This is a genomic window from Roseateles sp. (genome assembly GCF_036404855.1).
In the GTDB taxonomy this organism is placed as follows: domain Bacteria; phylum Pseudomonadota; class Gammaproteobacteria; order Burkholderiales; family Burkholderiaceae_C; genus Pelomonas.
The window spans coordinates 1-26,385 of the sequence record NZ_DASWYS010000342.1; the positions used below are offsets into that span (position 1 = coordinate 1).

The window sequence follows — 26,385 nt, forward strand, 5'->3', positions numbered from 1 at the left end:
GTGCCGCCCAAGCGGGCGCCTTGATCACCGCCTCCACCGCGCTGTCCAGCCTCGTCGGCTGCGGCGGCGGCGGCGATGCCGGCACGCCCATCCAGCCGCTGCCGACCACCTTCCCGGGCAGCAGCACGCCGCTTCCGGCCACGCCCGCCGCGAGCGGTGCCTACAAGTTCCCGCAGTCGGTCGCCTCGGGTGACCCAAAGCCCGACGGCGCGGTGCTCTGGGCCCGGGTCGTGCCGACCTCGGCTGACGACGTCACCAGCGCCAACGGCGCTGGCAGCTTTACGGTCAAGCTCTCCATCAGCAGCGCCGCCGGCAATGCCGCCCTGCTGGGCACGACCACGGCCCTGGCCGGCACAGCCGACGCCACCGCCGACGTGCCCGTCTACGAGTTCTACGACCACACGCTGCGCCATCGCATCAGCGGACTGAAGCCCGACACGGTCTACTACTACCAGTTCACCGCAGGCAGCAACACCTCGCGGGTTGCTCGCTTCAAGACGGCCCCGGCCGCGGAGACCGACAACAACGCGCTCAACTTTGCCTTCATCTCCTGCCAGGACTGGAGCGTGAACCACTGGGCGGGCATGGAAACGCTTGCTGCGGAGAACATCGACTTCATCGTCCACCTGGGCGACTACATCTACGAAGCCGTCGGCGCCGACTACCAGGCCGGCGGGGTCGAGAGCGCCCACGCCACGCTCAGCCTGCCCAACGGCACGGCCCTGCCCACCGGCGGCAAGTACGCGACGACCATTGCCGACTACCGCTATCTCTACAAGCGCTACCGCACCGACCGCCGCCTGCAGAACCTGCACGAACGCTTCGCCTTCGTTGCCGTCTGGGACGACCACGAGTTCAGCGACGACTGCTGGCAGGACCGGGAAACCTACGACAACGGCACGTTCAACGCCGCCACTGGCGTGGGCGACAACACTGCCCAGACCCCGCGACGCCTGGCCGCCAACCAGGCCTGGTTCGAGAACATGCCGGCCGACATCAGCTTCACGCTGGATCCCGGTCAGGGCATCACCGGCATCCGCATCTACCGCGACCTGAAATTCGGCAAGCTGATGCACCTGGTCATGACCGACCAGCGCCTGTACCGTGCCGACCACCTCATTCCCGAGGCCGCGCCCAGCCCGTTGACAGGCCAGCCGGTCGGCTCCATTGGCGCGCGCTACATGGTGCCGCAGGCGACGCTGTCCAGTGTCGAGACCGCCAAGCTGCAGGCCGGTGCCGCGCTGCCCGACCCGCTGGCCCTGGTCAGCGTGCTCGGCGGCGCGCAGCGCCAGTGGTGGGTGCAGACCATGACGACGTCCACCGCGCAATGGAAGATCTGGGGCAATGAGGTGTCCTTGCTGCGCATGGGCATTGACGGCAACCAGATCCCCACCGCGCCGGCCGCCTTCAAGGCCAAGTTCGTGCTGAACTGCGACCAGTGGGACGGTTTCAACGCCGAGCGCAAATACCTGATGGGCCAGTTGCTGGCCAAGGGCGTGAAGAATGTGGTCGCCGTGACGGGCGACATCCACGCCTTCTATGCCGGCGTGGTGATGGCCGACTACGACGCCGCCACGCGCGTGCCAGCCATGGTGGACCTGGTCACGGCCGGCGTGTCCAGCAACTCCAACTTCAGCTACTTCTACGGCGCCGCCACGCAGCCCAGCTTCGCCGCGCTGAAGCCGTTGGTGGCCACCAGCGAGTTCGAGGCCGAGGCCATTGCCATCCAGATGCTGAGCGCGGCCATCGCGATGGCGGCCGGCGTGACCGACTTGAGCAACACCGCCGCCATCCAGGCCGCCGTGCAGGCCGCCGTCATGGCCGGCAAGGTGCCGGCCGCGGCCTTTGCGCCGACAGCCTCCCTGTCACGCGCCATCGTCAACACCTTCGATGAGACGCAAAACGGCGCGATGGGCACACTGGTCGCCAGCCTGATCGCCAACCTGGCCGCCACCGGCAAGTCTGTCGCGGCGATGACGCTCTACGGCCTGATCCAGCAGTCCCTGGCCACGGCACTGGGCATCCCAGCCAACCTGGTGCCGGCCGCCGAGATCGTCAAGCGCCTGAACCCCTTTGCCAACTCGACGACGGGTGCGGCACCGCCGGTCAACAACCCCTGGATCCGGCATGTCGACAGCGACGCCCAGGGCTATGCCGTCGTGTCGCTGACCAAGACCGACCTGGTCTGCACCTTCAAGAAGATGGCGCGTCAGGTCGGTGGCGTGGCACCGGCCACGGCGGTGGCGAGCACGAAGACCGTGCGCGTTGTGGCCGGCGTGACGGATGTGAGCGTGGTCTAGGGCGAATCGCTCCAGACCCATACGCCCGGCCGGGCGTCTTCATCCAGCGACTGCCGCGGCCTGGCGTTGTCAGGCCGCGGCAGTCTGCCTTCAGGAGCCGGTGGGTGGGTGGCGATCCTTTACTCTCCCAGGTACGCCGCGCGGACCTTGGGATCGTTCAGCAGCGCCTGGCCCTCGCCGTCCATCGTCACCTCGCCCGACTCCATCACGTAGCCGCGATTGGCGAGTTGTAGCGCACGGCTGGCGTTCTGCTCCACCAGCAGGATCGTGACGCCTTGCTGGTGAATGTCGTTCACGACCTCGAAGATCTTGTCCACCATGATGGGCGACAAGCCCATGGACGGCTCGTCCAGCAGTAGCACCTTGGGACGGGCCATCAGCGCGCGCCCCATGGCCAGCATCTGCTGCTCGCCGCCGGACATGGTGCCAGCCAGCTGCTTCGCGCGTTCCTTCAACCGCGGGAACAGGCCGAAGACCTTGTCCATGTCGGACTCGATCTCGCCGTCGTTGCGGTTGTAGGCACCCATCTGCAGGTTCTCGACAATGGTCATGCGCGTGAAGGTGCCACGGCCTTCCGGCACCATCACGAGGCCCTTCTTGGCCAGATCCCAGGCGCCCTTGCCCTTGATGGACTCGCCCAGATACGTCACCTCGCCGGCCGCCACGGGCTGCAGACCGGTGATGGCCTTCAGCGTCGTCGTCTTGCCGGCGCCATTGGCTCCGATCAGCGAGACCAGCTCGCCCTCGCGCACCTCGAAGCTGACGCCCTTGACGGCCTGGATGCCGCCGTAGGCCACCTTCAGACCGCTGACCTGGAGCAGGGTTTGCTTTGCTTCTGCCATTTCTTGGTCCCTGCTCAATGAGGCTTGTGACCGGCGCCGAGGTAGGCCTCGATCACCTTCTCGTTGTTCTGCACCTCGGCCGGCGTGCCCTCGGCGATCTGCTTGCCGTAGTCCAGCACGGTGACGCGGTCGCACAGGCCCATCACCAGCTTCACGTCGTGCTCGATGAGAAGGATGGTGCGGCCATCGTTGCGGATGCGGTCGATCAGCTCGCGCAGCACGACCTTCTCGGTCGCGTTCATGCCGGCGGCGGGCTCGTCCAGCGCAATGAGCTGCGGGTCGGTGGCCAGGGCCCGGGCGATCTCGAGGCGGCGCTGGTCGCCGTAGCTCAGCGTGCGGGCCTTGTAGTCCGCGTACTTGCCGATGCCGACATAGTCCAGCAGCTCCTGGGCACGCGCCTTGATGGCGGCCTCCTCGGCCTTGAAACCGGACGTGCGGAAGACCGCACCGATCAGGCCGGACTTGGTGCGGATATGGCGACCGACCATGACGTTCTCGATAGCCGTCATGTCGGCGAAGAGGCGGATGTTCTGGAACGTGCGCGCGATGCCGGCCTTGGCAACCTGGTGCACGGCCTGCGGCGTGTAGGGTGTGCCGCCCAGCGAGAAGCTGCCGCCGTCGGGTGTGTACAAGCCGGTGATGACGTTGAAGAAGGTGGTCTTGCCGGCCCCGTTGGGGCCGATGAGGCCGTATACCTGTCCACGCTGGATCTGGATGCCGACGTCGGACAGCGCCTGCACACCGCCAAAGCGCTTGGACGCACCGCTGACGTGAAGAACGATGTTGTCGTGGTTGCTCATGTTCGGTCCCTCATCACTTGGCGGCGACCGGGGCCGCCTTGCCGTGTTCCGGCGAGGGCCACAGCCCGCGCGGACGGACAAGCATGATGGTGATCATGGCCAACGCGACCAGCAGTTGTCGCAGGATGGACGCGTCGATGCGGCCGCCTGTCATGCTCTGGATATCCCCCGCCACATAGCGCAGTACTTCTGGAAGGGCGGCCAGCATCAGCGCGCCCAGGATGACGCCGGGGATGTGTCCGATGCCGCCCAGCACCACCATCGCGACGATCATGATGGACTCCTGCAGGCTGAACGACTCGGGCGACACGAAGCCCTGGAAGCTCGCGAACATCGAGCCGGCCACGCCGCCGAAAGTGGCGCCCATGCCGAACGCCAGCAGCTTGAGGTTGCGGGTATTGATGCCCATAGCCTTGGCGGCGATCTCATCTTCGCGGATGGCCATCCAGGCGCGGCCGATGCGCGACTGCTCCAGGCGGTAGCAGATGACGACGCTGCCGACGACCAGGGCGAGGAAGAGGTAGTAGTACAACGTCACCGACGGCAGCGTGTAGTCGCCGATCTGCAGCGACTTGCCCAGACTGACACCGAAGAGGTGGAAGGAGTCGATCTGGCCGATGCCGCGCGGGCCGTTGGTGATGTTGAGCGGGTACTCCAGGTTGTTCAGGAAGACGCGGATGATTTCGCCGAAGCCCAGCGTGACGATGGCGAGGTAGTCGCCGCGCAGCTTCAGCGTCGGCGCGCCCAGCACGACGCCGAACAGCGCAGCGATGCCGGCGGCCAGCGGGATGACGATCCACAGTGGCGAATGCAGTCCCTGCGGGAATGCGGCCTGGAAAGCCTCGAAGTTCTCGCTCAGGTGCGGGCTGGCCAGCAAGGCGAACATGTAGGCGCCCACCGCGTAGAACGCGACGTAGCCGAGGTCCAGCAGGCCCGCGTATCCGACGACGATGTTCAGGCCCAGCGCAAGCAGCACGTAAAGCAGGGCCAGGTCGATGATGCGCACCGGACCGTTGCCAAACTGCTGTGCGAACAGCGGCACGACCAGCAGACCGATGGCCGCCAACAGGAAGGTGATGAGTTTCTTGGTTTGCATGGCGTTCCTCCGTCAGGCGCGATCGGCCACGCGCTCGCCCAGCAGGCCCGAGGGGCGCAGTGTCAGCACGAGGATGAGGGCGATGAAGGCAAAGATGTCGGCATAGTGGCTGCCCAGCACCCCACCGGTGAGATCGCCCAGGTAGCCCGCGCCAATGGCCTCGATGAGACCGAGCAGCACCCCGCCCACCACGGCGCCCGCCAGGTTGCCGATGCCGCCCAGCACCGCGGCCGTAAAGGCCTTCAGGCCGGGCATGAAGCCCATGGTGTGCTGCACGGTGCCATAGTTGGCCGCCCACATCAGGCCGGCCACGGCGGCCAGCGCAGCGCCGATCACGAAGGTGGTCGAAATGATGAAGTCGGGTTTCACGCCCATCAAGCCGGCCACGCGCGGGTTCTCGGCGGTAGCGCGCATCGCGCGGCCCAGCTTGGTGTAGTTCACCAGATACATCAGGCCGGCGAGGATGCACACGGTGAGCCCCAGGATCAGGCACTGCGTGACCGTGATCACAGGCCCGCCCAGGTCGAACGGCGTCGTCGGCAGCAGCAGGGGGAAGGGCTTGGGATTGGGCTTCCAGATGATCATCGCGAGCACCTGCAGCAGCAGCGACATGCCCATCGCGGTGATCAGCGGCGCCAGCCGCGGCGCGTTGCGCAGCGGCCGGTAGGCGATCTTCTCGACCGAGAAGTTCAGCACCGCGCAGACGATCACGGCGCAAGCCAGGCCGATCAGCATCAGCAGCCACCCGGGCAGGCCCGCGTCGCCCAGCGCCGTGACCACCGTCCAGCTGACCATGGCGCCGACCATCAGGATCTCGCCGTGAGCGAAGTTGATGAGGTTGATGATGCCGTAGACCATCGTGTAGCCGAGCGCGACGAGGGCATACATGCTCCCCAGCACCAGGCCGTTGATGATCTGTTGAATCAGAGTCTCCATGAGGGCTCCCGAATTTGTTGGGGCGCAGCATGCGCCAACGGACCCGACGTAAATCGCAACCCTCGTGCCAATCACGAGGTTTCAAGGGTATTCACCGACGGCCCGAAACGACCGACCGTTTGATCCGTCCTACGGGAGCGGTACCGGTCAGATTTCACGAGTGTCTGCCACGAAAAACCGGGCGGAAATCCGCACAAACCGCACACGTGGCGGGCGGTTCTCCGCCAAGCCCCAAAAAACCGTCCGCAGGCCTGTCGTCCCCCCCCAGGCATGGGCACACTAGACGGCCCTTCTGCCATGGTTGTGCTCGATTCTTCCCGCCCACGCGCGCTGCACCTGCTCCGGCTGCTGAGCCGTCCGGGCTTCCATCTGTTCCTGGCCGGCCTGCTGATGGTGCTCGGTTTCGTGCTCGCGCACCGCTTGAGTGAACGCAGCGGCCGCGAGCAGCTCTCGGCCCTCAGCACCGAGCGGCTGGAGCTCTATGCCAGCAACCTCGCCGCGGAGCTGGGTCGGCATGCCTCGCTGCCAAGCCTGCTGGCCATTGATCCGACGCTGCAGGCACTGCTCCAGGCCCCCAACGACGAACAGGCCCGCCGCGCGGCCAGCCGCATGCTGGCCCGCGTCAACGTGCGCGCCGGCACCCACCAGATCTTCGTCGCCACGCCGCAGGGCGAGGTGCTGGCCGCCAGCGAGACGCTCAGCGCCCCGGCTCGCCTCGCCGAGGCCCTGGCCCAGGGCCGGGTGCACTTCTTCGCCGCCGATGCCGGCACGGGCAGCACCGATTTCTACCTGCTGCACCCGCTGCGCCAGGCAAGCCAGCCGGCGGGCGTCATCGTGGTGCGCTTCAACCTCGCGCCGCTGGAGGCAACCTGGGTGGACCTGGGTCTGCGCTCCCAGGGTGAGCGCATCCTCGTCGCCGACGACCAGGACGTCGTCATCATGAGCTCGGTGCAGGCCTGGAAGTACGCCGTGCTCGACCACGCCGACCCGTCGCGCCGCAGGGCCCTGCAAGCCAGCGCGCGCTACCCCCAGGCAATCGGCCCCGACCTGGACCTGCCGGCCTCGCTGGAAGTGCACCAGGGGCAGCAGGTGAAGCTGCCGCTGCCCGGCACCGGTGGGGCGTCGGGCGCCAAGCCCATGCTGGCACAACAGCGGCAGATCGTGCCGCTGGGGCTGCGCCTGGTGGCGCTGTCCGACCTGACCGAGGTGCGGCAGCGCGCCCAGTACGCGGCCTGGGGCGGCGCGGCCTTCGGCGCCAGCATCGGCCTGCTAGTGCTCTATCTGTCATCGCGCCGGCGCGCGCTGCGCCAGTTGACCCAGGCCCAGGCCGCCCTGCGCCAGACCCACGCCCAGCTGGAGCAGCTGGTGGACAGCCGCACCGCCGAACTGCGCCAGACCAACGCCGCGCTCAAGACGCAGATCCAGCAGCGCCTGCAGACCGAGGGCGAGCTGCTGCAAGCCAGCAAACTGGCCGTGCTGGGCCAGATGTCGGCAGGGCTGTCGCACGAGATCAACCAGCCTCTGACGGCGCTGCGCGCGCTGGCACGCAATTCCATCCGCCTGCTTGAGAACGGCCGCCAGGATGCCGTGAGCGGCAACCTGCAGATCATGGACGACATGGTCGAACGCATGAGCCGGATCACCAGCCAGCTGAAGAGCTTTGCGCGCAAGGCCGACGAGCAGCTGGCTGGCGCCGTCGTGCTGCTGGATTGCGTGCACAACGCGCTGCTGCTGCTGGAGCACCGCAGCCGCACCCTGGGCCTGCAGACCGAGATGGACGTGCCCTCGGGCCTGCGTGTGCGGGCCGAGGCCAACCGGCTGGAGCAGGTGCTCGTCAACCTGTTCGGCAATGCCATCGACGCCATGCAGCACGAGGCCGAGCGCCGGCTGCGCGTGCGGGCCGTCGCGCAGGACGGCGGGCGACGCGTGCTGGTGCAGGTTCAGGACAGCGGCTCGGGTGTCGGCGAAGAGGATCTGACACATCTCTTCGAGCCCTTCTTCACGACCAAGCCGCCCGGCGATGGACTGGGCCTGGGCCTGGTCATCTCGGCCAAGATCGTGCAAGAGTTCGGCGGCACGCTGCGTGCCGAGCGGCTGGGCAACGGAGAGCAAGGCATGAGTTTCGAGTTCGACCTCGCTGTCGAATCCTGGGAAGCGATGGAGCAAACCGATGTTTGAAGGCTACAAGGTCGTGTTCGTGGAGGACGATCTGCCCGTGCGGGTCAGCCTCACGCAGACGCTGGAGCTGGAAGGCCTGGCGGTCGTTCCCTGCCGAAGCGCGGAGGAGGCACTGCCCCACATCCAGCCCGGCGCGCAGATCGTCGTCATCACCGACGTGCGCCTGCCCGGCATGGACGGCCGCGCGTTGCTGGCCCACGTGCAGGCCACCGACCCGGCCATCCCCACCATCCTCATCACCGCCCATGGCGATGTGGCCATGGCCGTGAAATCCATGCGCGCAGGGGCCTACGACTTCATCGAGAAGCCCTTCGCCCCCGAGCGCCTGCTTGACGTGACCCGCCGCGCGCTGGACCTGCGCACGCTGCGCCATTCGGCCGACGAGCTGCGTGCCCAGCTGCAGCGCGCCAGCGGCATCGAAGCGGCGCTGCTGGGCCAGTCGCCGGCCATGCAGCAGCTGCGCCGCCAGGTGCTGAACCTGGCTGGCACCTCGGCTGACGTGCTCATCGTCGGCGAGACCGGCACGGGCAAGGAGCTGGTGGCGCGCTGCCTGCACGACCAAAGCCTGCGTCGCGACCGCCACTTCGTGGCCATCAACTGTGGCGGCCTGCCCGAAGCGCTGTTCGAGAGCGAGTTGTTCGGCCACGAACCTGGCTCGTTCACGAGCGCCGCGAAGCGCCGCATCGGCAAGATCGAACATGCCAACGGTGGCACGCTGCTGCTGGACGAGATCGAGACCATGCCAATCGCGTTGCAGATCAAGCTCCTGCGCGTGCTGCAGGAGCGCCGGGTCGAGCGACTGGGCTCCAACGAGGAGCTGCCCGTCAACGTGCGCTTCATCGCGGCCAGCAAGTCCGACCTGCGCGATCAGGCCGCGCGCGGCGACTTCCGCAGCGACCTCTACTACCGGCTCAATATCGCCACGCTGCAGCTCCCGCCGCTTCGCGAGCGCCGCGAGGACGTGCCGCTGCTGTTCGAGCACTTCGTCGCCCTGGCCTGTGCCCGCTACGAGCGTGCGGCACCAGAGTTGACGCCCGACAAGCTGCGCGAGCTGATGGCCCACGACTGGCCCGGCAACGTGCGTGAGATCCGCAACGCGGCCGACCGCTTCGTGCTGGCGCTGGACGATCTCGACCCCCAGGCGGCGCTGCAGGCGGTGCCGTCGCTGAACCTGGCGAGGCAGATGGACGTCGTCGAGAAGGCCCTCATCGAACAGGCCCTGCGCCGCACCCAGGGCAAGGTGCCGGCGGCGATGGAACTTCTCGGCACGCCGCGCAAGACGCTGTACGACAAGCTGAACCGGCACGGCATCCAGCTGGACGCCTTCCGCTGACGGGCCCGATCAACGGTAGCGCTCGGGATCCGGAGAATCCGTCGGGTTCGCGATCACACGGCGGAAGGCCGCACTCATCGGCAGCTTCAGGTTCAGGCCCTGCGACGGCAGCGGCGACTCGAACCAGCGCCGGTAGATCGCATGGATCTCTCCGCTGCGGTACAGCCCGGCCAGCACCTCGTCGACCAGCGCCTTGAACTGCGGATCGCCCTTGCGCAGCCCGATCGCGTAAGGCTCGATGGTCAGCGCCTGGTCGGACAGGCGGTAATCGTCCGCGCCCGGCCCCTGCTGGGCGAGCAGGCTGCGCAGCACCACGTCATCCATCAGGAAGGCTGCCGCGCGGCCGCTGCGCAGCAGCTGGAAGCCCTCTGGGTCGTCCAGGCCGCCGAGGATGCGGATGCCGAGGTTCTGCTGCTCGTTGACCTTGGCGAGGTGCTGGATGCTGGTGGTGCCGATCGTGGATGCGACGGGCCGGCCGCGCAGGTCCGCGAGGCTTTGCACACGATCGCCGGCGCGCGCCAGCAGCCGCGTTTCGGCGACAAAGATGGTCAGCGAGAAGGACTGGCTGCGGGCGCGTTCGGCGGTGTGTGTCGTGATGCCGCACTCCATGTCCAGGGTGCCGTTGATGACCAGCGGCATGCGCGTCGCGGACGCCACCTCGACGCGGCGCACCTCGAGGTCGGGCAGGCCCAGTTTTTCGCGCACCGTCGCGATGACGCGCTCGCAGAGTTCCACCGAATAGCCCGTGGGCCGCAGTTGCGCGTCGAGATAGGAGAACGGCAGCGACGCCGGCCGGTAGCCGATGACGATGACGCCCGTTTCGCGCACGCGGCTGAGTGTCCCGCCCTCGGCGCCACGCGCCGTGGCCGCCGGGATCAGCCAGGCCAGCACGGCCAACCAGATTGCAGCGCCTCTAAACCATGCCATCGGGCAGCCTCCGGGACACCAAACCGGAGATTGTTCCATGGTGTCCGGCGCTCGACCGGCCCAGCCCAACCATCGCCGCGACCGCCAAGGACGATGCGGCGGTGACGATCGCCTGAGCGTGGCGGGCTCAGGTCACGTCAGTGGACGGGCCGCCGGCCTCCTCGTCCAGCCGGCGCAGGAAGGCCAACTTCTCTGCAATCTTGGCCTCCAGCCCGCGGGGAACGGGCTGGTACCAGCCCGGCTCAGGCATGCCGTCGGGCAGGTAGGTCTCGCCCGCTGCGTAGGCATGCGGCTCGTCGTGGGCGTAGCGGTACTCGTGTCCGTAGCCCAGTTCCTTCATGAGCCGGGTAGGCGCATTGCGCAGGTGAACTGGCACCTCGCGGCTGCCGTCCTGCTTCACGAAGGCACGGGCCGCGTTGTAGGCGTTGTAGCCCGCGTTGCTCTTGGCGGCGCAGGCCAGGTAGAGCACCGCCTGCGCCAGCGCGAGCTCGCCTTCAGGACTGCCCAGCCGTTCGAAGGTGGCAGCTGCATCGTTGGCGATTTGCAGTGCGCGCGGATCCGCCAGGCCGATGTCCTCCCAGGCCATGCGCACAATGCGGCGCGACAAATAGCGCGCGTCGGCGCCGCCGTCCAGCATGCGGCACAACCAGTAGAGCGCGCCATCCGGGCTGGAGCCGCGCACCGACTTGTGCAGGGCCGAGATCTGGTCGTAGAAGTTGTCGCCGCCCTTGTCGAAGCGGCGCACGTTGAGGCTGAGCGAGCGCGTGATGAAGGCCGCGTCCACGGCACTGATGCCGGCCGCGAGCGCCGCCGTGTGGCATTGCTCCAGCAGGTGCAGCAACCGGCGGGCATCGCCGTCCGCGTAGCCCACCAGCGTGGTGAGCGCGGCCTCGTCCAGCGTCATCGGCTGCAGTGCCTGCCGCAGCGCGCGGTCGGCCAGCTCGCGCAGCTCGTCCTCGCTCAGGCTCTTGAGCACGTAGACCTGGGCCCGCGACAACAGCGCGGAGTTCACCTCGAAGGACGGGTTCTCGGTGGTAGCGCCGATAAAGGTGAACAGGCCCGACTCGACGTGCGGCAGCAGCGCGTCCTGCTGCGCCTTGTTGAAACGATGGATCTCGTCGACGAACAGGATGGTGCGTTTGCGCTGCGCCGCGTACTGCTGCGCGCGCTCGACCGCCTCGCGGATGTCTTTCACGCCCGACAACACGGCCGACAGCGCGATGAACTCACAGCCGAAGGCGCTGGCCGTAAGCCGCGCCAGCGTCGTCTTGCCGACGCCCGGCGGGCCCCAGAAGATCATCGAGTGCGGCTTGCCGGACTTGAACGCCAGCCGCAATGGCTTGCCTTCGCCAAGCAGGTGGCTCTGACCGATGACCTCGTCCAGCCGGCTGGGTCGCAGCAGTTCTGGCAGCGGCACCACCGGCGGAGCGATCCCGGCCGCAGCGGCAGCCGGCGGCGTGTCGTCGTCGAACAGCGAACCGCTCACTGCTCGATCAGGTCTGCCCCGGCCGGCAGCTTGAACTGGAAGCGCTCGACCGGCACGGCCACGTTGGCCTGCACCGCACTGAAGTCCAGCCGCGAGCGCTGGCCGAAGCCGTCGACGATCTCCATCGCCGCCAGCTCCTTGGCCTTGAAGCCGAGCTTGAGGGACTGGATGGTCGACTCCGCCTGCTTGGGACTGGCCTGTACCCAGTCCAGCCCCGCTTCCGCCGGCAAGGCCTTCAGCGTGAAGTCGCGTTCGAGATTCGTGCCGGCCAGCAGCGCAGCAGGTGTGGCGCCCAGCGCGTCGGCCAGCTTGCGAGAGCTGGCCTGATTCAGGTCGGCGTCGTAGATCCACACCTTGTGGCCGTCTGCCACGATGACCTGCTCGAAGGGCTTGGCGTAGGCAAAGCGGAACTGGTTGGGGCGCTGGAACTCGAACGATCCGGACGAGACCTTCTTGCGCTTGCCGTCAGGCGAAGTGACGGTCTGCGTGAAGTTGGCCTTGCCGCTCTTCACATCGCGGGCGAAGTCACGCAGCGAGTCAACTGCGTCGGCATGGGCCGCCGCGGCGATCAGCAGGGTCAGGGACAGCAGGAGTTTCTTCATTCGTCTCGGATCACTCGTCGCGTTTGGGAACAATCAATTCACGGCTGCCGTTGGACGCCAGCGCGCCGACCAGTCCGGAGTTCTCCATCTGCTCCAGCAGCCGAGCGGCGCGGTTGTAGCCTATGCGCAGATGGCGCTGCACCAGCGAGATGGACGCCTTGCGATGTTGTAGGACGATGGCCACAGCCTGGTCGTACATGGGGTCGCTTTCACCATTGGACTCGCCCGGCGCCGGCGCCTCGCCACCCATGTCGTCGAGCACGCCGCCTTCGAGGATGCCCTCGATGTAGTTGGGTTCACCCTGGGACTTGATGTACTCCACAACGCGGTGGACCTCGTCGTCGCTGACAAAGGCGCCATGCACGCGGATGGGCAGACCGGTGCCCGAGGGCATGTACAGCATGTCGCCCATGCCCAACAGCGCCTCGGCCCCCATCTGGTCGAGGATGGTGCGGCTGTCGATCTTGGAGCTGACCTGAAAGGACAGGCGGGTCGGGATGTTCGCCTTGATGAGGCCCGTGATGACATCGACCGACGGACGCTGCGTGGCGAGGATCAGGTGGATGCCGGCCGCGCGCGCCTTCTGCGCCAGGCGGGCGATCAATTCCTCAATCTTCTTGCCGACCACCATCATCAAGTCGGCCAACTCGTCGATGACGACGACGATGAAGGGCAGCCGCTCCAGCGGCTCCGGCTCCTCCGGCGTCAGGCTGAACGGGTTCGGAATGCTGACACCGTTGGCCTTGGCCTCGTCGATCTTCTTGTTGTAGCCGGCGAGGTTGCGCACCCCGACCTTGGACATGATCTTGTAGCGGCGCTCCATCTCGCCGACACACCAGTTCAGCGCGTTGCCGGCCTGTTTCATGTCCGTCACGACCGGTGCCAGCAGGTGCGGGATGCCCTCGTAGACGCTCATCTCCAGCATCTTGGGGTCGATGAGGATGAGGCGAACGTCGCGGGCCTCGGCCTTGTAGAGCAGGCTGAGAATCATCGCGTTGATGCCCACCGACTTGCCCGAACCGGTCGTGCCGGCGACCAGGCAGTGCGGCATCTTGGCGAGGTCGGCCACGACGGGCATGCCCACGATGTCCTTGCCCAGGCCCATGGTCAGCTGGGACGCGGCGTCGGCATAGACCTGGGAGCCGAGGATCTCGGACAGGCGAATGGTTTGGCGGCGCGCGTTGGGCAGCTCCAGAGCCATGTAGTTCTTGCCCGGGATGGTCTCGACGACGCGGATGGACGTGAGACTGAGCGAGCGCGCCAGGTCCTTGGCCAGGTTGACGACCTGGGAGCCCTTCACGCCGGTGGCCGGCTCGATCTCGTAGCGCGTGATCACGGGCCCCGGCGACGCGGCGACAACGTGCACCTCGACGCCGAAGTCGCGCAGCTTCTTCTCGATGAGGCGGCTGGTCATCTCCAGCGACTCGGGCGTGACCGTCTCCTGACGGCCCGGCGCGGCGTCCAGCAGATCCACCTGGGGCAGCTTGGCGTCGCCGGCATCGACGAACAGCGTCTGCTGGCGCTCCTTGGCGACACGCGTGGACTGCGGCACCTCGACGACCGGCGCCTCGATCACCAGCGGCGCGTGTTCGGCTTCCACCTGGCGCTCGATCTGGCGCTCGACCTCGACCTCCTGCTCGCGCTCCTTCACCGCCTGCTCGCCGGCCTTCTGGTCGGCCTTGATCTCGCGACGCTCGATGCGTTGCTCGCGCAGTTGCTCGATGCGCTCGCCAATGGACTCGGCCACATGACCCCATGAGAAGCGCAGCGCCCAGGACATGCCCGTCAACAGCAGCACGATCCAGACGACGCCCGAGCCGGCGAAGCCCAGGCCCTTCATGCCCAGCGGCCCCAGCGCATAGCCGACGATGCCGCCGGCGTGACCCGGGAGACGGGGCTCGACAGCGTAGAGCCGGCTCCATTCCAGCGCACAGCTGGCGCCGATCAGCAGCAGCACGCCGCCCCACCAGCGCAGACGTCTGCCCCAGCGCACGGGCTCCGGCGTGTCATGGCGCAGCAGGCCTGCCAGGCCACGCAGCCAGGCGCGCAACGCCAGCAGCGGCAGCCACCAGGCCGAGAAGCCGAACAAGAAGAGCAAGCCGTCAGACACCCAAGCGCCCAGGCCGCCGACACGGTTGCCGACGAGGTCGCGCTGGCCGCTGGTCGAGAAGGCGGCATCGCGAACGTCGTGCGTGGCCAGGGCCAGCACGAGCAGTGACAGCGCGAGGGCCGTCAGGGCAAGCCAAAGCGGCGTGCGCAGCAGCCTCGAAGCGGCGGAAGGCGGCGCCGACGCGCGCTTGGGCACCTGGCGGCGGGTGGCTTTGGCGGGGCTGGCGGGCTCGCTGGCGGTGCCGGATTCGTCCTGACCGCCCAGCAGGGAACCGAGGGGAAAACTCATTCCCCCATTGTCGCGCTCAATCGTGGGTCAGGCGTTCCTTGATGACCACCGATCCGTTCTCAAGCGTTTCAATGACGCCGCGCTCCTCCAGGTCCTTCATGACCCGGCTCACCATCTCGCGCGACGCGCCGACGACCTTGGCCATGTCCTGACGTGACACCTTGCCGCGAATCAGCTTGATGCCCTTCTCGTCCTCGGACATGTCCAGCAGCGTGCGGGCGACACGGCCGTAGACGTCCAGCAGCGCGAGCGACTCGATCTGGCGGTCGGCATTGCGCAGCCGCGCGACCAGGCCGCGCAGGATGCCGTACGACAGGCTGCTGCTCTCGGGCAGGCAGCGCGCGAACTCCAGCCGGCCCAGCACCAGCATGTCGGTCTGCACCTCGGCGCGCACGGTCGCGGAATGGGGCTCGTTGTCGATCAGGCTCATCTCGCCGACGTAGTCGCCCGACTGCAGCACGGCCAGGATGACCTCTCTGCCACGATGGTCGGCCGTCAACACGCGCGCGCGCCCGTTCAGCAGGATGAAGAGCGCGTTGGACTTGGTGCCCTGCTCGACGATCAGTTCACCGCGCTTGAAGCGGCGCTTGACGACGCTGTCAGCGATGGACTGGGCCTGATCGGTGGTCAGCATCGAGAACAGCGGAACCCGGCGGATCAGGTCCAGGTTGGAAATCATCGCCATATGCAATCTCCAGGTTTGGGGCACAGGCCGACAGCCGAAAAGGTGCCTGCCTAAAATGGCGTGCATTTTGCACACGTGGCAGGGCTTGCCTCAATGGTTGTTGTCGGGGTTTTCACCCCGCAGCCGACTTGCAAGCCCCTCCACCGCCCTCATTTCCCCTGCCATGACCGCTACCACCCAACACCACGGACTGCTCATCCTCGGCTCCGGCCCCGCCGGCTACACCGCCGCCATCTATGCCGCCCGCGCCAATCTGAAGCCCACGCTGATCACCGGCATGGCCCAGGGTGGGCAGCTCATGACGACGACGGAAGTCGACAACTGGCCGGCCGACGTGATGGGCGTGCAGGGGCCCGAGCTGATGCAGCGCTTCCAGCAGCATGCCGAGCGCTTCCAGACCCAGATCGTCTTCGACCACATCAACGCGGTCGATTTCTCCAAGCGCCCCTTCACCCTGACCGGCGACAGCGGGACCTACACCTGCGATGCGTTGATCATTGCGACCGGCGCCTCTGCCAAGTACCTGGGCCTCGAGTCCGAGCAGACCTTCATGGGCCGCGGGGTCAGTGGTTGCGCGACCTGCGACGGCTTCTTCTACCGCGGCCAGGAAGTCTGCGTGGTCGGGGGCGGCAACACGGCCGTGGAGGAGGCGCTGTACCTGTCCAACATCGCCAGCACCGTCCATCTGATCCATCGCCGCGACAAATTCCGCGCAGAGCCCATCCTGATCGACAAGCTCAAGGAAAAGGCCGATGCCGGCAAGATCGTGCTGCATCTCTTCCAACAGCTCGAAGAGGTGCTGGGCGACGACTCCGGTGTCACCGGCGTGCGCACCGTCAGCACCCTCGATGGCAGCAAGGCCGACATCCCCGTGCACGGCTGCTTCATCGCCATCGGCCACCACCCCAACACCGACATCTTCCAGGGCCAGTTGGAGATGAAGGACGGCTACATCATCACCAAGAGCGGCCTGAACGGCTTCGCGACGATGACCAGCGTGCCGGGCGTGTTCGCCGCCGGCGACGTGCAGGACCACGTCTACCGCCAGGCCATCACCAGCGCCGGCACGGGCTGCATGGCTGCGCTGGATGCGCAGCGTTTCCTGGAGCAGGAAAACGGCTGATCCGGCAGGGGGCGCACAAGCCCTTCCGGAATTCCGGGTTTACCGCTATACTCGCGGGCTTGCCTGCCGGATGGACCGCATCCTGAGCTTTAAGCGACGGATTTAGCAGGCATTTGCGGTCAAAGGGTTGCCCGAGCTGTTTGGGCAACTGGTCAGAGAAATCAAACCGGAGAAGCGTCATGGCACGCGTCTGTCAAGTCACGGGCAAGAAGCCCATGGTCGGGAACAACGTTTCCCACGCCAACAACAAAACCAAGCGTCGGTTCCTGCCGAACCTGCAATACCGTCGTTTCTTTGTGGAATCGGAAAACCGCTGGGTGCGCCTGCGCATCAGCAATGCCGCTCTGCGTTTGATCGACAAGGTCGGCATCGACCAAGTCGTCGCCGATCTGCGCGCCAAAGGCGAGCTCTGATCGTCATCTGACCCACTAAAGGAATACGACCATGGCATCCAAAGGCGGCCGCGAAAAGATCAAGCTGGAGTCCACCGCGGGCACCGGCCACTTCTACACGACGAACAAGAACAAGAAGACCACGCCCGAAAAGCTCGAATTCATGAAGTTCGACCCGAAGGCGCGCAAGCACGTCCTGTACAAGGAAATCAAGCTGAAGTGATGTGCCGGGCGGCTCGACCGCCCTGCCCTCCCGGCAAAACAAAACCCGCCAAGCGGCAACGCTGGCGGGTTTGTTCTTTTGGGCGTCCGGCGGCTGCGTCAGTTGGCCGGCGCCGCTGCCATGGCCGGGCTGAACTCGCGCTGCATCCAGCGATCGATCATGCGCTTCTCATAGCGCAGCGTATCGCCGCTGTAGTAGCTGTTGAAGCCGTCCTGGTAATTCATGTCTCGCATGTATGTCTTGCCCTGCTGCACGACCTTGTCGCCCTCACGGACTTCATAGCTCAACTCGATGGACGGCGACGTGACCGAGCGCATCACGCGCAGCCACTGGCCACGCCACAGGAAGGGCTCCACCTCGCCTGCGAGATCCACATCCAACACGTCAACACGGACATCGCGCCCAGGCAGGCGCTTCTCGAACTGCGCCACCAGATGCGCCTCGATGTCCTTCAGAACGTCCGGATCCCGGAAGCCGTTACTGTCCTTGATGTCCGAGAACTTCTCGGAGTGGATGAAATTCACCTTCACGTCCGCCTGCGCGGCAGCAGATGCGAGGGCCATCACGGCCAGGGCAATCCAGCGGGTCTTCATGGCAAACCTCCTGTTCAGCGACGACTGCATGTCTCAAGTCTAGGCCAGCCCAAGAAAAAGGGCGTCCTTTAGGGACGCCCTTTACGCGGGGAAACGAGAGGCCTCAGGCGTGGACGGCACGCAGCCGCATCGAGAAGGCACGCAGCTCGGCGATGCCGCTTTCCTCGGCGCGACGGCACCAGGCCTGGAGATCGGCCACCAGTTGCTCGGCGGACACGTTGGTGCGGGTCCACATCTGGCGCAGCTCTTCGCGCATGGTCACCAGCTTGTCAATCACCGGGCTGGCTGCGCGGGCATTGGCGAGATCACCATGCACGGCCGCCGGAATGCGCTCCTCATCACGGTGCAGCCAGCGTTGGGCCTGCTTGAACTGCGCGAAGCGCTCACTGTGCTTGCCACCCTCTGCCTGGATCTTGGACAGCTCGGCAGCGCAAGCGGCCCTCATATCGCGGGCATAGCTCGCCATGACCTCGTAGCGGTTGGCGATCAGGGCCTCCAGCGTACGCGCATCGGCGGGCTTCATCTCGCCCAGGCTCAGCTTGGGTGCCGTCTTGCGGACCTTGGCCCAGCCCAGCATCTCCAGGCCGCGGATGTACATCCAGCCGATGTCGAATTCGTAGGGCTTGACCGAAAACTTCGCCGACGTCGGGTAGGTGTGGTGGTTGTTATGCAGCTCCTCGCCGCCGATGATCAGCGTCCAGGGCGTCAGATTGGTCGACGCATCGGGCGCTTCGAAGTTGCGGTAGCCCCAGTAGTGGCCGATGCCATTGACGACGCCAGCAGCCCAGATCGGGATCCACGCCATCTGGATGGCCCAGATGGTCGCGCCAAGGGCGCCAAACAGGGTCACGTTGATGATCAGCATCAGCGCCACGCCTTGCCAGCTGTACTTGCTGTAAAGGTTGTTCTCGATCCAGTCGTCCGGCGTGCCGCGGCTGTACTTGGCGATCGTCTCAGCGTTCTTGGCCTCGGCGCGGTAGAGCTCAGCACCCTCGGCAAGCACCTTCTTCAGACCGCGGGTCTGCGGGCTGTGCGGGTCCTCCTCGGTCTCGCACTTGGCGTGGTGCTTGCGGTGGATGGCGACCCACTCGCGAGTGACCATGCCCGTGGTCAGCCAAAGCCAGAAACGGAAGAAATGGGACGGGATGGGCCCGAGATCCAACGCACGGTGCGCCTGTGAACGATGCAGGAAGATCGTGACCGAAGCGATCGTGATGTGGGTCACAACCAGCGTGTAGATCACCAATTGCCAGACGCTGAAGTCTGCAAGGCCGTTGGCCATCCAGTTCAGCAGCGCGTTCAAGAAGTCATTCATGCGTCCAGGACCTCGGCCAAAGCGGCCATGCGAAAGAACTCCAATTGTAGGGGAGCGTCCCAAAAATCAAGGGATTCGGGGTACCGCATTCGGGCGGACACGTGCGAATCGGCGCGTTCCTTGATCGCCATCAAGCCGTTTTCAGGCGGCCCGCTCCCATGCGACGGCGAAAAACCCGTCCATGGCGTGACGGTGGGGCCACAGCCGGAGTGCGCCGTTTTCCACAAGCTCTCCCGCACGTTCGACCTGCACCTTGCCCAGCACCTCGTCCGCGGCCAACGGCTTGAAGTCGGGGTGCGCGGCGGCGAATTCAGCCGCGATGACCTCGTTCTCGGCGTCAAGCAGGCTGCAGGTGGCATAGACGAGCCGGCCGCCCGGCTTCACAAGGCGAGCCGCGCTGGCCAGAATGGCGCGCTGTTTGTCCTGCAGCTCGGCCACGCCCTGGGGCGACTGGCGCCATTTCAGATCCGGGTTGCGGCGCAGCGTACCCAGGCCCGAGCAGGGGGCGTCGACCAGCACGCGGTCGATCTTGCCAGCCAGACGCTTGATGCGGTCGTCGCGCTCATGGGCGATCTGGGCTGGGTAGACATTGGACAGGCCGCTTCGCGCGAGACGCGGCTTGAGTGCGTCCAGCCGATGGCCGGACACGTCGAAGGCATAGAGTCGGCCCGTGTTGCGCATCGCCGCGCCCAGCGCCAACGTCTTGCCCCCAGCGCCAGCGCAGAAATCCACCACCATCTCGCCGCGCTTGGGCGCCAGCAACAGGGCCAGCAACTGGCTGCCCTCATCCTGCACCTCGACGGAGCCATTGGTGAACAGTACCTGCTTGTTCAGCGCCGGCTTGCCCTCCAGGCGCAGACCCAGCGGCGAATACGGCGTCGGCGTGGCGACGATACCCGCCTCGGCCAGCTGGGCCTGGGCCTCCTCGCGCTTGAGCTTGAGCGTGTTGACGCGCAGGTCCAGCGGCGCGGCCTCGTTCAGCGCGCCGGCGAGCTTCCAGAACTCATCCTCGCCCAGGCGCGCCAGCAGCGGCTCAGCCAGCCAATCGGGCATGTTGTGGCGCAGCTTGGGCGCCAGGCTCTCGGGTGCGATGGCCTGAACCTGCTCCAACCACTGCTTCTCGCTCGGGCTGAGCGCGCCGCGCAGAAAGGTGTCGCTGCCTCGCCAGGCCAACATGGCCAGGCGGCGGTTCAACGGCCCGCTGCCGCTCTGGGCCAGGTTCTGGAACTTCAGCCGCTCGCGCAGCAGCGCGTAGACGGTTTCAGCCAGGCTGGCACGCTCCCGCTGGCCGAGGTTCTTGTGTTGACGGAAAAAGGCCGAAACGGTGGTGTCGGCAGGCGCGTCGAGCTTGTTGACGACGGCGATCAGCTCGGCGCAGAGCTCCAGCAGGGCATTAGGATGCATCGCGCCATTATCCCAAGGCCCATTCGCTGCCCCGCATGAACTTCTGGTCCCAAGTGCGCCTGCGCCCGCGATTGCTATTGGCGATCCTGTGTGGCAGTGCATTGGCGGCCCTGTGGCCGGGCCCGTTGCCGCTCACGGCACGGCTGCTGCTGGGGTGGGACCTCACGCTGTGGATCTACCTGCCGCTGGCACTGTGGATGATGCTCGGCCGCAGCGGTTCAGTGAACGTGCAGCAGCGCGCCAGCGCGCTGACCGAAGGCGTGCCGGTCATGCTGCTGCTGGCCGCCACCGGCGCGTTGGCGAGCTTCGGCGCGATCGCGCTGGAGTTGGGCAACGCCAGGCAGGCGCACGCCGCCGAGGGCCCTGCCCTGATATTCGCGATCGCCACCGTCTGCAGTTCGTGGCTGCTACTGCCGGTGGAGTTCGGCATCGCCTATGCATCGCTGTACCACAGCGGCGGCAAGGCCTCTCACGGGCTGGAGTTCCCGGGCGACGAGGACGGGCCGCCGGATTACGGCGACTTCTTGTACTTCTCCATCACCGTGGCCGCCACCTCGCAGACCTCCGACGTCGTCGTCAGCTCGCGTGCGATGCGCCGCCTCGTGCTGATCCAGGCCCTGCTGGCCTTCGTCTTCAACACCGGCGTGCTGGCGCTGACGATCAACATCGTGGCCGGCTTGATCAGCTGAGTTCGATGCCTCTCGCCCCCAATTGCCACGCCGGGTGCGATGCCACGCCGGGTGCGAGCCGGCCGACGTCGAATCCCCAGGGGGCGGCGATGCCTGCGGTATCGAGCCTCACCTTATCGCCCGCAGGGGGCCTGCGCCTAACTGAGGAAAAGGTGCTGAGCCGCACCGTCGCGGTGGCTGACGACCTCGCCATTCCACACCAGCGCCCCTTCCACGAACCAGCGCACCGATTGCGGATAGATGCGGTGCTCGGCCGCCAAGACGCGGGAGGACAGCGCCTTGGCGTCGTCACCCGGCAGGACCGGCACGGCGGCCTGAATGACGATGGCGCCATGGTCCAGCTCGGCAGTCACGAAGTGCACCGTCACGCCAGCGATCTTGCAGCCCATCGAGATGGCGCGCTCGTGCGTGTGCAGGCCGGTGAAGGCCGGCAGCAGTGACGGGTGGATGTTGAGCATGCGGCGCGCGTAGCGGGCCGTGAAGCCAGGTGTGAGGATGCGCATGAAGCCGGCCAGCACGACCAGGTCGGGCGCGAAGCCGTCGATGACGCGGGCCAGTTCGGCGTCGAAGTCCTCGCGGCTGGCGAAGGCCTTGTGGTCGACCACCGCCGTGGCGATGCCGTGCCGGGCCGCGAACTGCAGGCCGGCTGCGTCGGGCCGGTTGCTGATGACGGCGGCAACCTGCGCCGGCCAGCCCTCGGCCTGGGCGGCCTTCACGATGGCCTCCATGTTGGAGCCCCGCCCCGAAATCAGAATCACCAGTCTCTTCATGGGCTGGCAGTGTAGGTTGCCACCCCTGCCGTTCGGCAGGCCCGCTCCCCTTGAACGACAATCCGCGCCCCATGTCGACACCCGTTCTCACCCGCCCGCGCGTCCTCTCCGGCATGCGCCCCACCGGCGCTCTGCATCTCGGCCACTACCACGGCGCCATCAAGAACTGGGTCGCGCTGCAGGACACGCATGAAGGTTTCTTCTTCGTCGCTGACTGGCATGCGCTCACTACCCAGCGCACCAGCGGCGAGGCGTTGACGCGCCATGTCTACGAGATGGTCACCGACTGGCTGGCCGCCGGCATCGACCCCGAGCGCTGCACGCTGTTCCTGCAGAGCCGCATGCCCGAGCACGCCGAGCTCTTCACGCTGCTGGCCATGTGCACGCCGTCGAGTTGGCTGGCCCGCATGCCCAGCTACAAGGACCAGGTCGCTGCCGACACCGAGCTGGCCACCTACGGCTTTCTCGGCTACCCGCTGCTGCAGGCGGCCGACATCCTGCTCTACAAGCCCGCCGGCGTGCCGGTCGGCGAGGACCAGACCGCCCACGTGGAGGTAACGCGCGAGGTCGCGCGCCGCTTCAATCGGGTGTATGCCGAGGCCTCACCCATCTTCGTCGAACCCCAGGCGCTGCTGACTGAAACCGCCCGCGTGCCGGGGCTGGACGGTCAGAAGATGAGCAAGAGTCTGGACAACGCCATCGCGATGCGCGACGAACCCGAGGTCACGGCCGCCAAGATCCGCACGATGCCCACCGACCCGCAGCGCGCGCGCAGAACCGACGCCGGCGACCCGGCGCGCTGCCCCGTCTGGCCGCTGCACCGGATCTACAGCGACGACGCGACGCGTGCAGCCTGTGACACCGGCTGCCGCACTGCATCCATCGGCTGCCTGGATTGCAAGCAGCCGCTGATCGAGGCCATCCAGCGCGAACAGGCGCCCTGGCGCGAACGAGCTGCCGCCCTGGACCCGCAGCAGGTCCAATGGACGCTGGAGGTGGGTACGGAGCGCGCCCGCGCCGTCGCTCGCAAGACGCTGCGCGAGGTGCGCGGAGCGATGGGGCTGGTGGCTTGACTGCGAGGATTCACGTCATCGACCTCGAAGCCGCCATCAACTGGTGGCGCGAGCGCTCGCCATCGCCCGATGGCATCAGCGCCGCACGCGAGGTTCGCGCCCTTGCAGAGGCCTACGCGCTGCTGGCCTGGCAGCGCGCCAGCGAGCTGGACATCGATGCGCTGAGCGACGAGGCGCTGGGCGCCTGGCTAACCTGGTACGAGACCACCCCGGACTCGCCCTGTATCGCCATCTGCTCCACGGCCCAGGGCGACCCCGTCTGCAAGGGCTGCGGCCGCACCTTCGACGAAGTGCAGCAGTGGCCGGCGCTGGACCCGTTCGAAAAGCGCGTCGTCTGGCACCGCATCACGCTGGATGCCACGGCCTGGCGCTTCAACCGCTACGCCGAACGCGCCGGCCAGGCCGCTGCGGCGGACGAGGGGTCGGCATGAGCCGCATCCGCTTCATCGACAGCGCCCGCCGCATCGTCCCGCTGGCCTGGCCCGTCCTAGTGGGGCAGATCGCGGTGATGATGTTCAGCACCATCGACACGCTGATGATGGGCCGCGTCAGTCCCGAGGATCTTGCCGCGCTGGCCGTCGGCTCGGCGGCCTATGTCTCCATCTTCGTTGGCCTGATGGGCGTCGTGCTCGCCGTCGGGCCGATTGCGGGCAGGCAGTTCGGCGCCCAGGACCTCGCCGGCGCCGGCAGCAGCTTCGTGCAGGCGCAGTGGCTGGCGCTGCTGCTGTGCATCCCTGGCTGCCTGGCGCTCTGGTTTCCCGACCCCTTCACGGCCCTGGCCCAGTTGGACGCTGCCCAGGCCGCAAAGGTGCGCGCCTACACGCGACCTGAGGCCTTCGCGCTGCCGGCCGCCCTGCTCTTCACGGCCTTCCGCGGCTTCTCGACCGCCGTCAGCCGCCCCAAGGCCGTCATGGCGATGCAGCTGACCGGTCTGGCGGCCAAGGTGCCCCTGAACGCCATGCTGGTGTTCGGCTGGGGGCCGATCCCGGCGATGGGCGTGGCGGGCTGCGGCTGGGCGACGGCCATCGCCCTGATCGGCCAGGCAGGAGTCGCGCTGCTGCTGCTCCGGCGTGATGCCTTCTACCGGCCCTTCCAGATCCCGCAGCTGTGGCGGACCCGGCCACACTGGGGAGAGCTCGCTGCGCTCGTGAAACTGGGACTGCCCATGGGGGGCTCCATCCTCGTCGAGGTGACGGGCTTCACATTCATGGCCTTCTTCATCGCTCGCCTGGGCGCGACGCCCGTGGCCGGCCATCAGATCGCCGTCAACCTCGTCGCGATGATGTTCATGATCGCGCTGGCGTATGCGACAGCCGCCGGCACACTGGTCGCCCAGCATCTTGGCGCTGCCGAGAAGCGCGAAGCGCGCATCGTCGGCCGGCACGCAATGTCGCTGGCCGCGCTGACCGCGGCGGCCGTCGGGGGCGTCGTCGCGATCGCGCGCGAACCCATCATCGCGCTCTACACCAACAACCCCGCGACGGCTGCCGCCGCGCTGCCGCTGCTGGTGTGGGTCTGGTTCTTCCACCTCGGCGACGCGCTGCAGACGGTGGCGGCCTACGTGCTGCGCGCCTACCAGGTCGCGACACTGCCGATGGTCATCTACGTCGTCGCGCTGTGGGGCCTGGGCATAGGGGGCGGCTATTTCCTCGCCTTCGGCCGGGACGGTGTCGGCGCGGTGGGCTTCTGGCAGGCAGCGACGGCGGGACTGATGATGGCCGGACTGCTGCTCAGCCTTCTGCTCAAACGCGTCTTCGACGAAAACCGCTAGACATCAGGTTCTTGACGCCGGCAGGAACAGCACGAAGCGGCTGCCGCCGCCGTCGCGCGGCATGCAGCGCACGCCGCCACCGTGACGCTCGGCGATCTGCTTCACAAGGCTGAGCCCCAGGCCCACCCCACCTGCCATCTCGGCATGGCCTGGCAGGCGGTAGAAGGGCTCGAAGATGCGGCCGCGCAGCTCGGCCGGCACGCCGGGCCCACGGTCGGCGACGACGAATTCGTAGCCGCCAGCCACCCGGCGCAGGCCCAGCTCCACCTCGGGTCCGCCATAGCGGCGGGCGTTGTCCAGCAGATTGCGCAGCGCACGACGCAACAGGCGCTCTTGGCCGTCGATGTGCGCGGTGTCGGTCTCGGGCTCGAAGACGCTTTCGGCACGGGCGGCCTCTTCGGCGCCCAGGGCCAGCAGGTCGACCGGATGGGACTCGCCGACGGCGCTGCCCGCTTCCAGCCGACTGGCCAGCAGCACCTCCTCGACGAGGGCGTCCAGTTCGGCGATGTTGACGTCGATCTCATGCGCCAGGCGCTCGCGCTGGGCCGGCGCCGCGTCCTCCAGCATCGCGAAGGCCATCTTCAGCCGCGCCAGCGGCGAGCGCAGCTCGTGACTGGCATTGGCCAGCAAGGTCTGGTGGGAGCGCAGCAGGGTTTCGATGCGGTCGGCCGCCTGGTTGAAGCTGGACGCCACTGCGGCCACCTCGTCGCGACCACTGTCATCGACGCGGTGAGCCAGTTGGCCCGCGCCAAATTGCTCGACGCCGCGCTTGAGCGTCTCAAGACGCCGCGTCAGCCGACGCACCACCGGGTAGGCGCCGGCGGCCACGCCGACGAAGAGCAGGACCAGCACGACGGCCAGCGTCGACACGGCCGGCGCGCCCGGCGAGACGGGGCGGTGCAGCCAGGGGCCGGTCCAGGGGCCTTCGTCCAGGCGTGGCGGGCGCGGGACGGCCGCTGCGCCGGTTTCTGGGCCGACACCCAGGCGTGTGGGGCCGGCTGCCGGACCGGACGCCGGGCCGGAAACCAGGCCAGATGCCGCCCCCTGCGGGCTGGGCGGCCGGATGGTGCGCACCATCTCCAGGCTGCGCCCGTCGCCCAGGCTGGCGCTCACGATGATGGCGCCCGGGTCGTCGGCCCGACGCTGGAACATCTGTGTCGTGGCGATGCGCTGGCCGTCGGCGTCTTCCAGCGCAAGCGGCATGCGCAAGCGCTGCCCCCAGTCGACAAAGACCTCCGCCTGCTCCCTGCGTGGCGCCGTGGCGGGTGGCAGGGCGAGCTTGAGCAGGCCTGCCATCGCGTTCAGGCGCTCGCCGGCCGCGAGTTCAACGTTGCCGCGCTCCTGCTCGATATGGCGCTGGAACAGCCAGGCCGAGCCGAAGGCGAAGGCCAGCAGCAGCGCAACCAGCGTCAGGTAGATGCGGACGTAGAGGGATTTCAAGCCGGGGCG

The 26,385-nt window shown here is 67.3% G+C and carries 24 protein-coding genes; 10 read left to right on the forward strand and 14 right to left on the reverse strand.

The features are described 5' to 3' along the window. Positions 1-2,300, forward strand: a 2,300-nt coding sequence (locus VGF12_RS22755) for an alkaline phosphatase D family protein (protein ID WP_331178330.1), incomplete at its 5' end; no start/stop codon positions are given. A 119-nt stretch (positions 2,301-2,419) separates the two neighbouring features. Here the strand turns inward: VGF12_RS22755 and VGF12_RS22760 are convergent. Genes VGF12_RS22760 through VGF12_RS22775 form a run of 4 tightly spaced genes read right to left on the reverse strand, consistent with a single transcriptional unit; the run spans position 2,420 to position 5,974 of the window. Next, complete coding sequence (locus tag VGF12_RS22760) at positions 2,420-3,142, reverse strand: ABC transporter ATP-binding protein (protein ID WP_331178331.1); 723 nt, start codon at positions 3,140-3,142, stop codon at positions 2,420-2,422. A 14-nt stretch (positions 3,143-3,156) separates the two neighbouring features. After that, positions 3,157-3,942 carry an ABC transporter ATP-binding protein gene (locus VGF12_RS22765; protein ID WP_331178332.1) on the reverse strand — a complete coding sequence of 262 codons (786 nt, stop codon included), beginning with the start codon at positions 3,940-3,942 and terminating at the stop codon, positions 3,157-3,159. A 13-nt stretch (positions 3,943-3,955) separates the two neighbouring features. Continuing rightward, positions 3,956-5,038, reverse strand: coding sequence for a branched-chain amino acid ABC transporter permease (locus VGF12_RS22770; RefSeq protein WP_331178333.1), 1,083 nt, complete (start codon positions 5,036-5,038; stop codon positions 3,956-3,958). A 12-nt stretch (positions 5,039-5,050) separates the two neighbouring features. Continuing rightward, positions 5,051-5,974 carry a branched-chain amino acid ABC transporter permease gene (locus VGF12_RS22775; protein ID WP_331178334.1) on the reverse strand — a complete coding sequence of 308 codons (924 nt, stop codon included), beginning with the start codon at positions 5,972-5,974 and terminating at the stop codon, positions 5,051-5,053. A 297-nt stretch (positions 5,975-6,271) separates the two neighbouring features. On the opposite strand from VGF12_RS22775, the gene VGF12_RS22780 reads away from it, so the two are divergent. Continuing rightward, positions 6,272-8,152 (forward strand): sensor histidine kinase, encoded by a 1,881-nt coding sequence (locus VGF12_RS22780; protein ID WP_331178335.1) that lies wholly within the window; start codon positions 6,272-6,274, stop codon positions 8,150-8,152. Next, entirely contained in the window at positions 8,145-9,485 is a 1,341-nt protein-coding gene (locus VGF12_RS22785; RefSeq protein ID WP_331178336.1) for a sigma-54 dependent transcriptional regulator, read from the forward strand. The genes VGF12_RS22780 and VGF12_RS22785 overlap by 8 nt, the downstream gene beginning before the upstream one ends. Positions 9,486-9,494: 9 nt before the next feature. Here the strand turns inward: VGF12_RS22785 and VGF12_RS22790 are convergent, their stop codons facing one another. The 5 genes from VGF12_RS22790 to VGF12_RS22810 all read right to left on the reverse strand — a co-directional run bounded on the left by VGF12_RS22790 (position 9,495) and on the right by VGF12_RS22810 (position 15,583). Continuing rightward, on the reverse strand, positions 9,495-10,412 hold the full coding sequence (locus VGF12_RS22790) for an amino acid ABC transporter substrate-binding protein (RefSeq protein WP_331178337.1): 918 nt from the start codon (positions 10,410-10,412) through the stop codon (positions 9,495-9,497). A 127-nt stretch (positions 10,413-10,539) separates the two neighbouring features. Then, on the reverse strand, positions 10,540-11,844 hold the full coding sequence (locus VGF12_RS22795; protein WP_331178355.1) for a replication-associated recombination protein A: 1,305 nt from the start codon (positions 11,842-11,844) through the stop codon (positions 10,540-10,542). 50 nt (positions 11,845-11,894) lie between these two features. After that, a complete protein-coding gene (lolA, locus tag VGF12_RS22800; protein ID WP_331178338.1) occupies positions 11,895-12,500 on the reverse strand; it encodes an outer membrane lipoprotein chaperone LolA in 606 nt (201 codons plus the stop codon). Between the two features lie 10 nt (positions 12,501-12,510). Next, on the reverse strand, positions 12,511-14,898 hold the full coding sequence (locus tag VGF12_RS22805; protein WP_331178339.1) for a DNA translocase FtsK: 2,388 nt from the start codon (positions 14,896-14,898) through the stop codon (positions 12,511-12,513). A gap of 16 nt (positions 14,899-14,914) precedes the next feature. Next, positions 14,915-15,583 carry a Crp/Fnr family transcriptional regulator gene (locus VGF12_RS22810; protein ID WP_056196243.1) on the reverse strand — a complete coding sequence of 223 codons (669 nt, stop codon included), beginning with the start codon at positions 15,581-15,583 and terminating at the stop codon, positions 14,915-14,917. A 163-nt stretch (positions 15,584-15,746) separates the two neighbouring features. On the opposite strand from VGF12_RS22810, the gene trxB reads away from it, so the two are divergent. From trxB to rpmG, 3 genes are all read left to right on the forward strand, one after another. Beyond that, on the forward strand, positions 15,747-16,706 hold the full coding sequence (gene trxB, locus VGF12_RS22815; RefSeq protein ID WP_331178340.1) for a thioredoxin-disulfide reductase: 960 nt from the start codon (positions 15,747-15,749) through the stop codon (positions 16,704-16,706). Between the two features lie 179 nt (positions 16,707-16,885). After that, positions 16,886-17,119 (forward strand): 50S ribosomal protein L28, encoded by a 234-nt coding sequence (rpmB, locus tag VGF12_RS22820; RefSeq protein WP_268153841.1) that lies wholly within the window; start codon positions 16,886-16,888, stop codon positions 17,117-17,119. Positions 17,120-17,150: 31 nt separating this feature from the next. Beyond that, on the forward strand, positions 17,151-17,321 hold the full coding sequence (gene rpmG, locus VGF12_RS22825) for a 50S ribosomal protein L33 (RefSeq protein WP_025564431.1): 171 nt from the start codon (positions 17,151-17,153) through the stop codon (positions 17,319-17,321). 98 nt (positions 17,322-17,419) lie between these two features. On the opposite strand, the gene VGF12_RS22830 is transcribed toward rpmG, so the two are convergent. From VGF12_RS22830 to VGF12_RS22840, 3 genes are all read right to left on the reverse strand, one after another. Further along, positions 17,420-17,914 (reverse strand): DUF3016 domain-containing protein, encoded by a 495-nt coding sequence (locus VGF12_RS22830; protein WP_331178341.1) that lies wholly within the window; start codon positions 17,912-17,914, stop codon positions 17,420-17,422. Between the two features lie 103 nt (positions 17,915-18,017). Next, entirely contained in the window at positions 18,018-19,229 is a 1,212-nt protein-coding gene (locus tag VGF12_RS22835) for a DesA family fatty acid desaturase (RefSeq protein ID WP_331178342.1), read from the reverse strand. 141 nt (positions 19,230-19,370) lie between these two features. Then, on the reverse strand, positions 19,371-20,633 hold the full coding sequence (locus tag VGF12_RS22840) for an RsmB/NOP family class I SAM-dependent RNA methyltransferase (protein WP_331178343.1): 1,263 nt from the start codon (positions 20,631-20,633) through the stop codon (positions 19,371-19,373). 35 nt (positions 20,634-20,668) lie between these two features. Between VGF12_RS22840 and VGF12_RS22845 the strand changes: the two genes are divergently transcribed. Further along, complete coding sequence (locus VGF12_RS22845; RefSeq protein WP_331178344.1) at positions 20,669-21,322, forward strand: DUF1345 domain-containing protein; 654 nt, start codon at positions 20,669-20,671, stop codon at positions 21,320-21,322. 137 nt (positions 21,323-21,459) lie between these two features. Here VGF12_RS22845 and purN read toward each other — a convergent pair whose 3' ends face one another. Further along, complete coding sequence (gene purN, locus VGF12_RS22850; RefSeq protein WP_331178345.1) at positions 21,460-22,092, reverse strand: phosphoribosylglycinamide formyltransferase; 633 nt, start codon at positions 22,090-22,092, stop codon at positions 21,460-21,462. A gap of 71 nt (positions 22,093-22,163) precedes the next feature. Between purN and trpS the strand changes: the two genes are divergently transcribed. From trpS to VGF12_RS22865, 3 genes are read left to right on the forward strand one after another with little or no spacing between them, the layout of a single operon-like run. Further along, positions 22,164-23,165 carry a tryptophan--tRNA ligase gene (gene trpS, locus VGF12_RS22855; RefSeq protein WP_331178346.1) on the forward strand — a complete coding sequence of 334 codons (1,002 nt, stop codon included), beginning with the start codon at positions 22,164-22,166 and terminating at the stop codon, positions 23,163-23,165. Beyond that, entirely contained in the window at positions 23,162-23,596 is a 435-nt protein-coding gene (locus VGF12_RS22860) for a DUF3717 domain-containing protein (protein ID WP_331178347.1), read from the forward strand. The genes trpS and VGF12_RS22860 overlap by 4 nt, the downstream gene beginning before the upstream one ends. Further along, complete coding sequence (locus VGF12_RS22865) at positions 23,593-24,936, forward strand: MATE family efflux transporter (protein WP_331178348.1); 1,344 nt, start codon at positions 23,593-23,595, stop codon at positions 24,934-24,936. The genes VGF12_RS22860 and VGF12_RS22865 overlap by 4 nt, the downstream gene beginning before the upstream one ends. Positions 24,937-24,939: 3 nt before the next feature. Here the strand turns inward: VGF12_RS22865 and VGF12_RS22870 are convergent, their stop codons facing one another. After that, positions 24,940-26,376: a HAMP domain-containing sensor histidine kinase gene (locus VGF12_RS22870; protein ID WP_331178349.1), complete on the reverse strand. Its 1,437-nt coding sequence runs from the start codon at positions 26,374-26,376 to the stop codon at positions 24,940-24,942. Positions 26,377-26,385 lie beyond the last annotated feature (9 nt).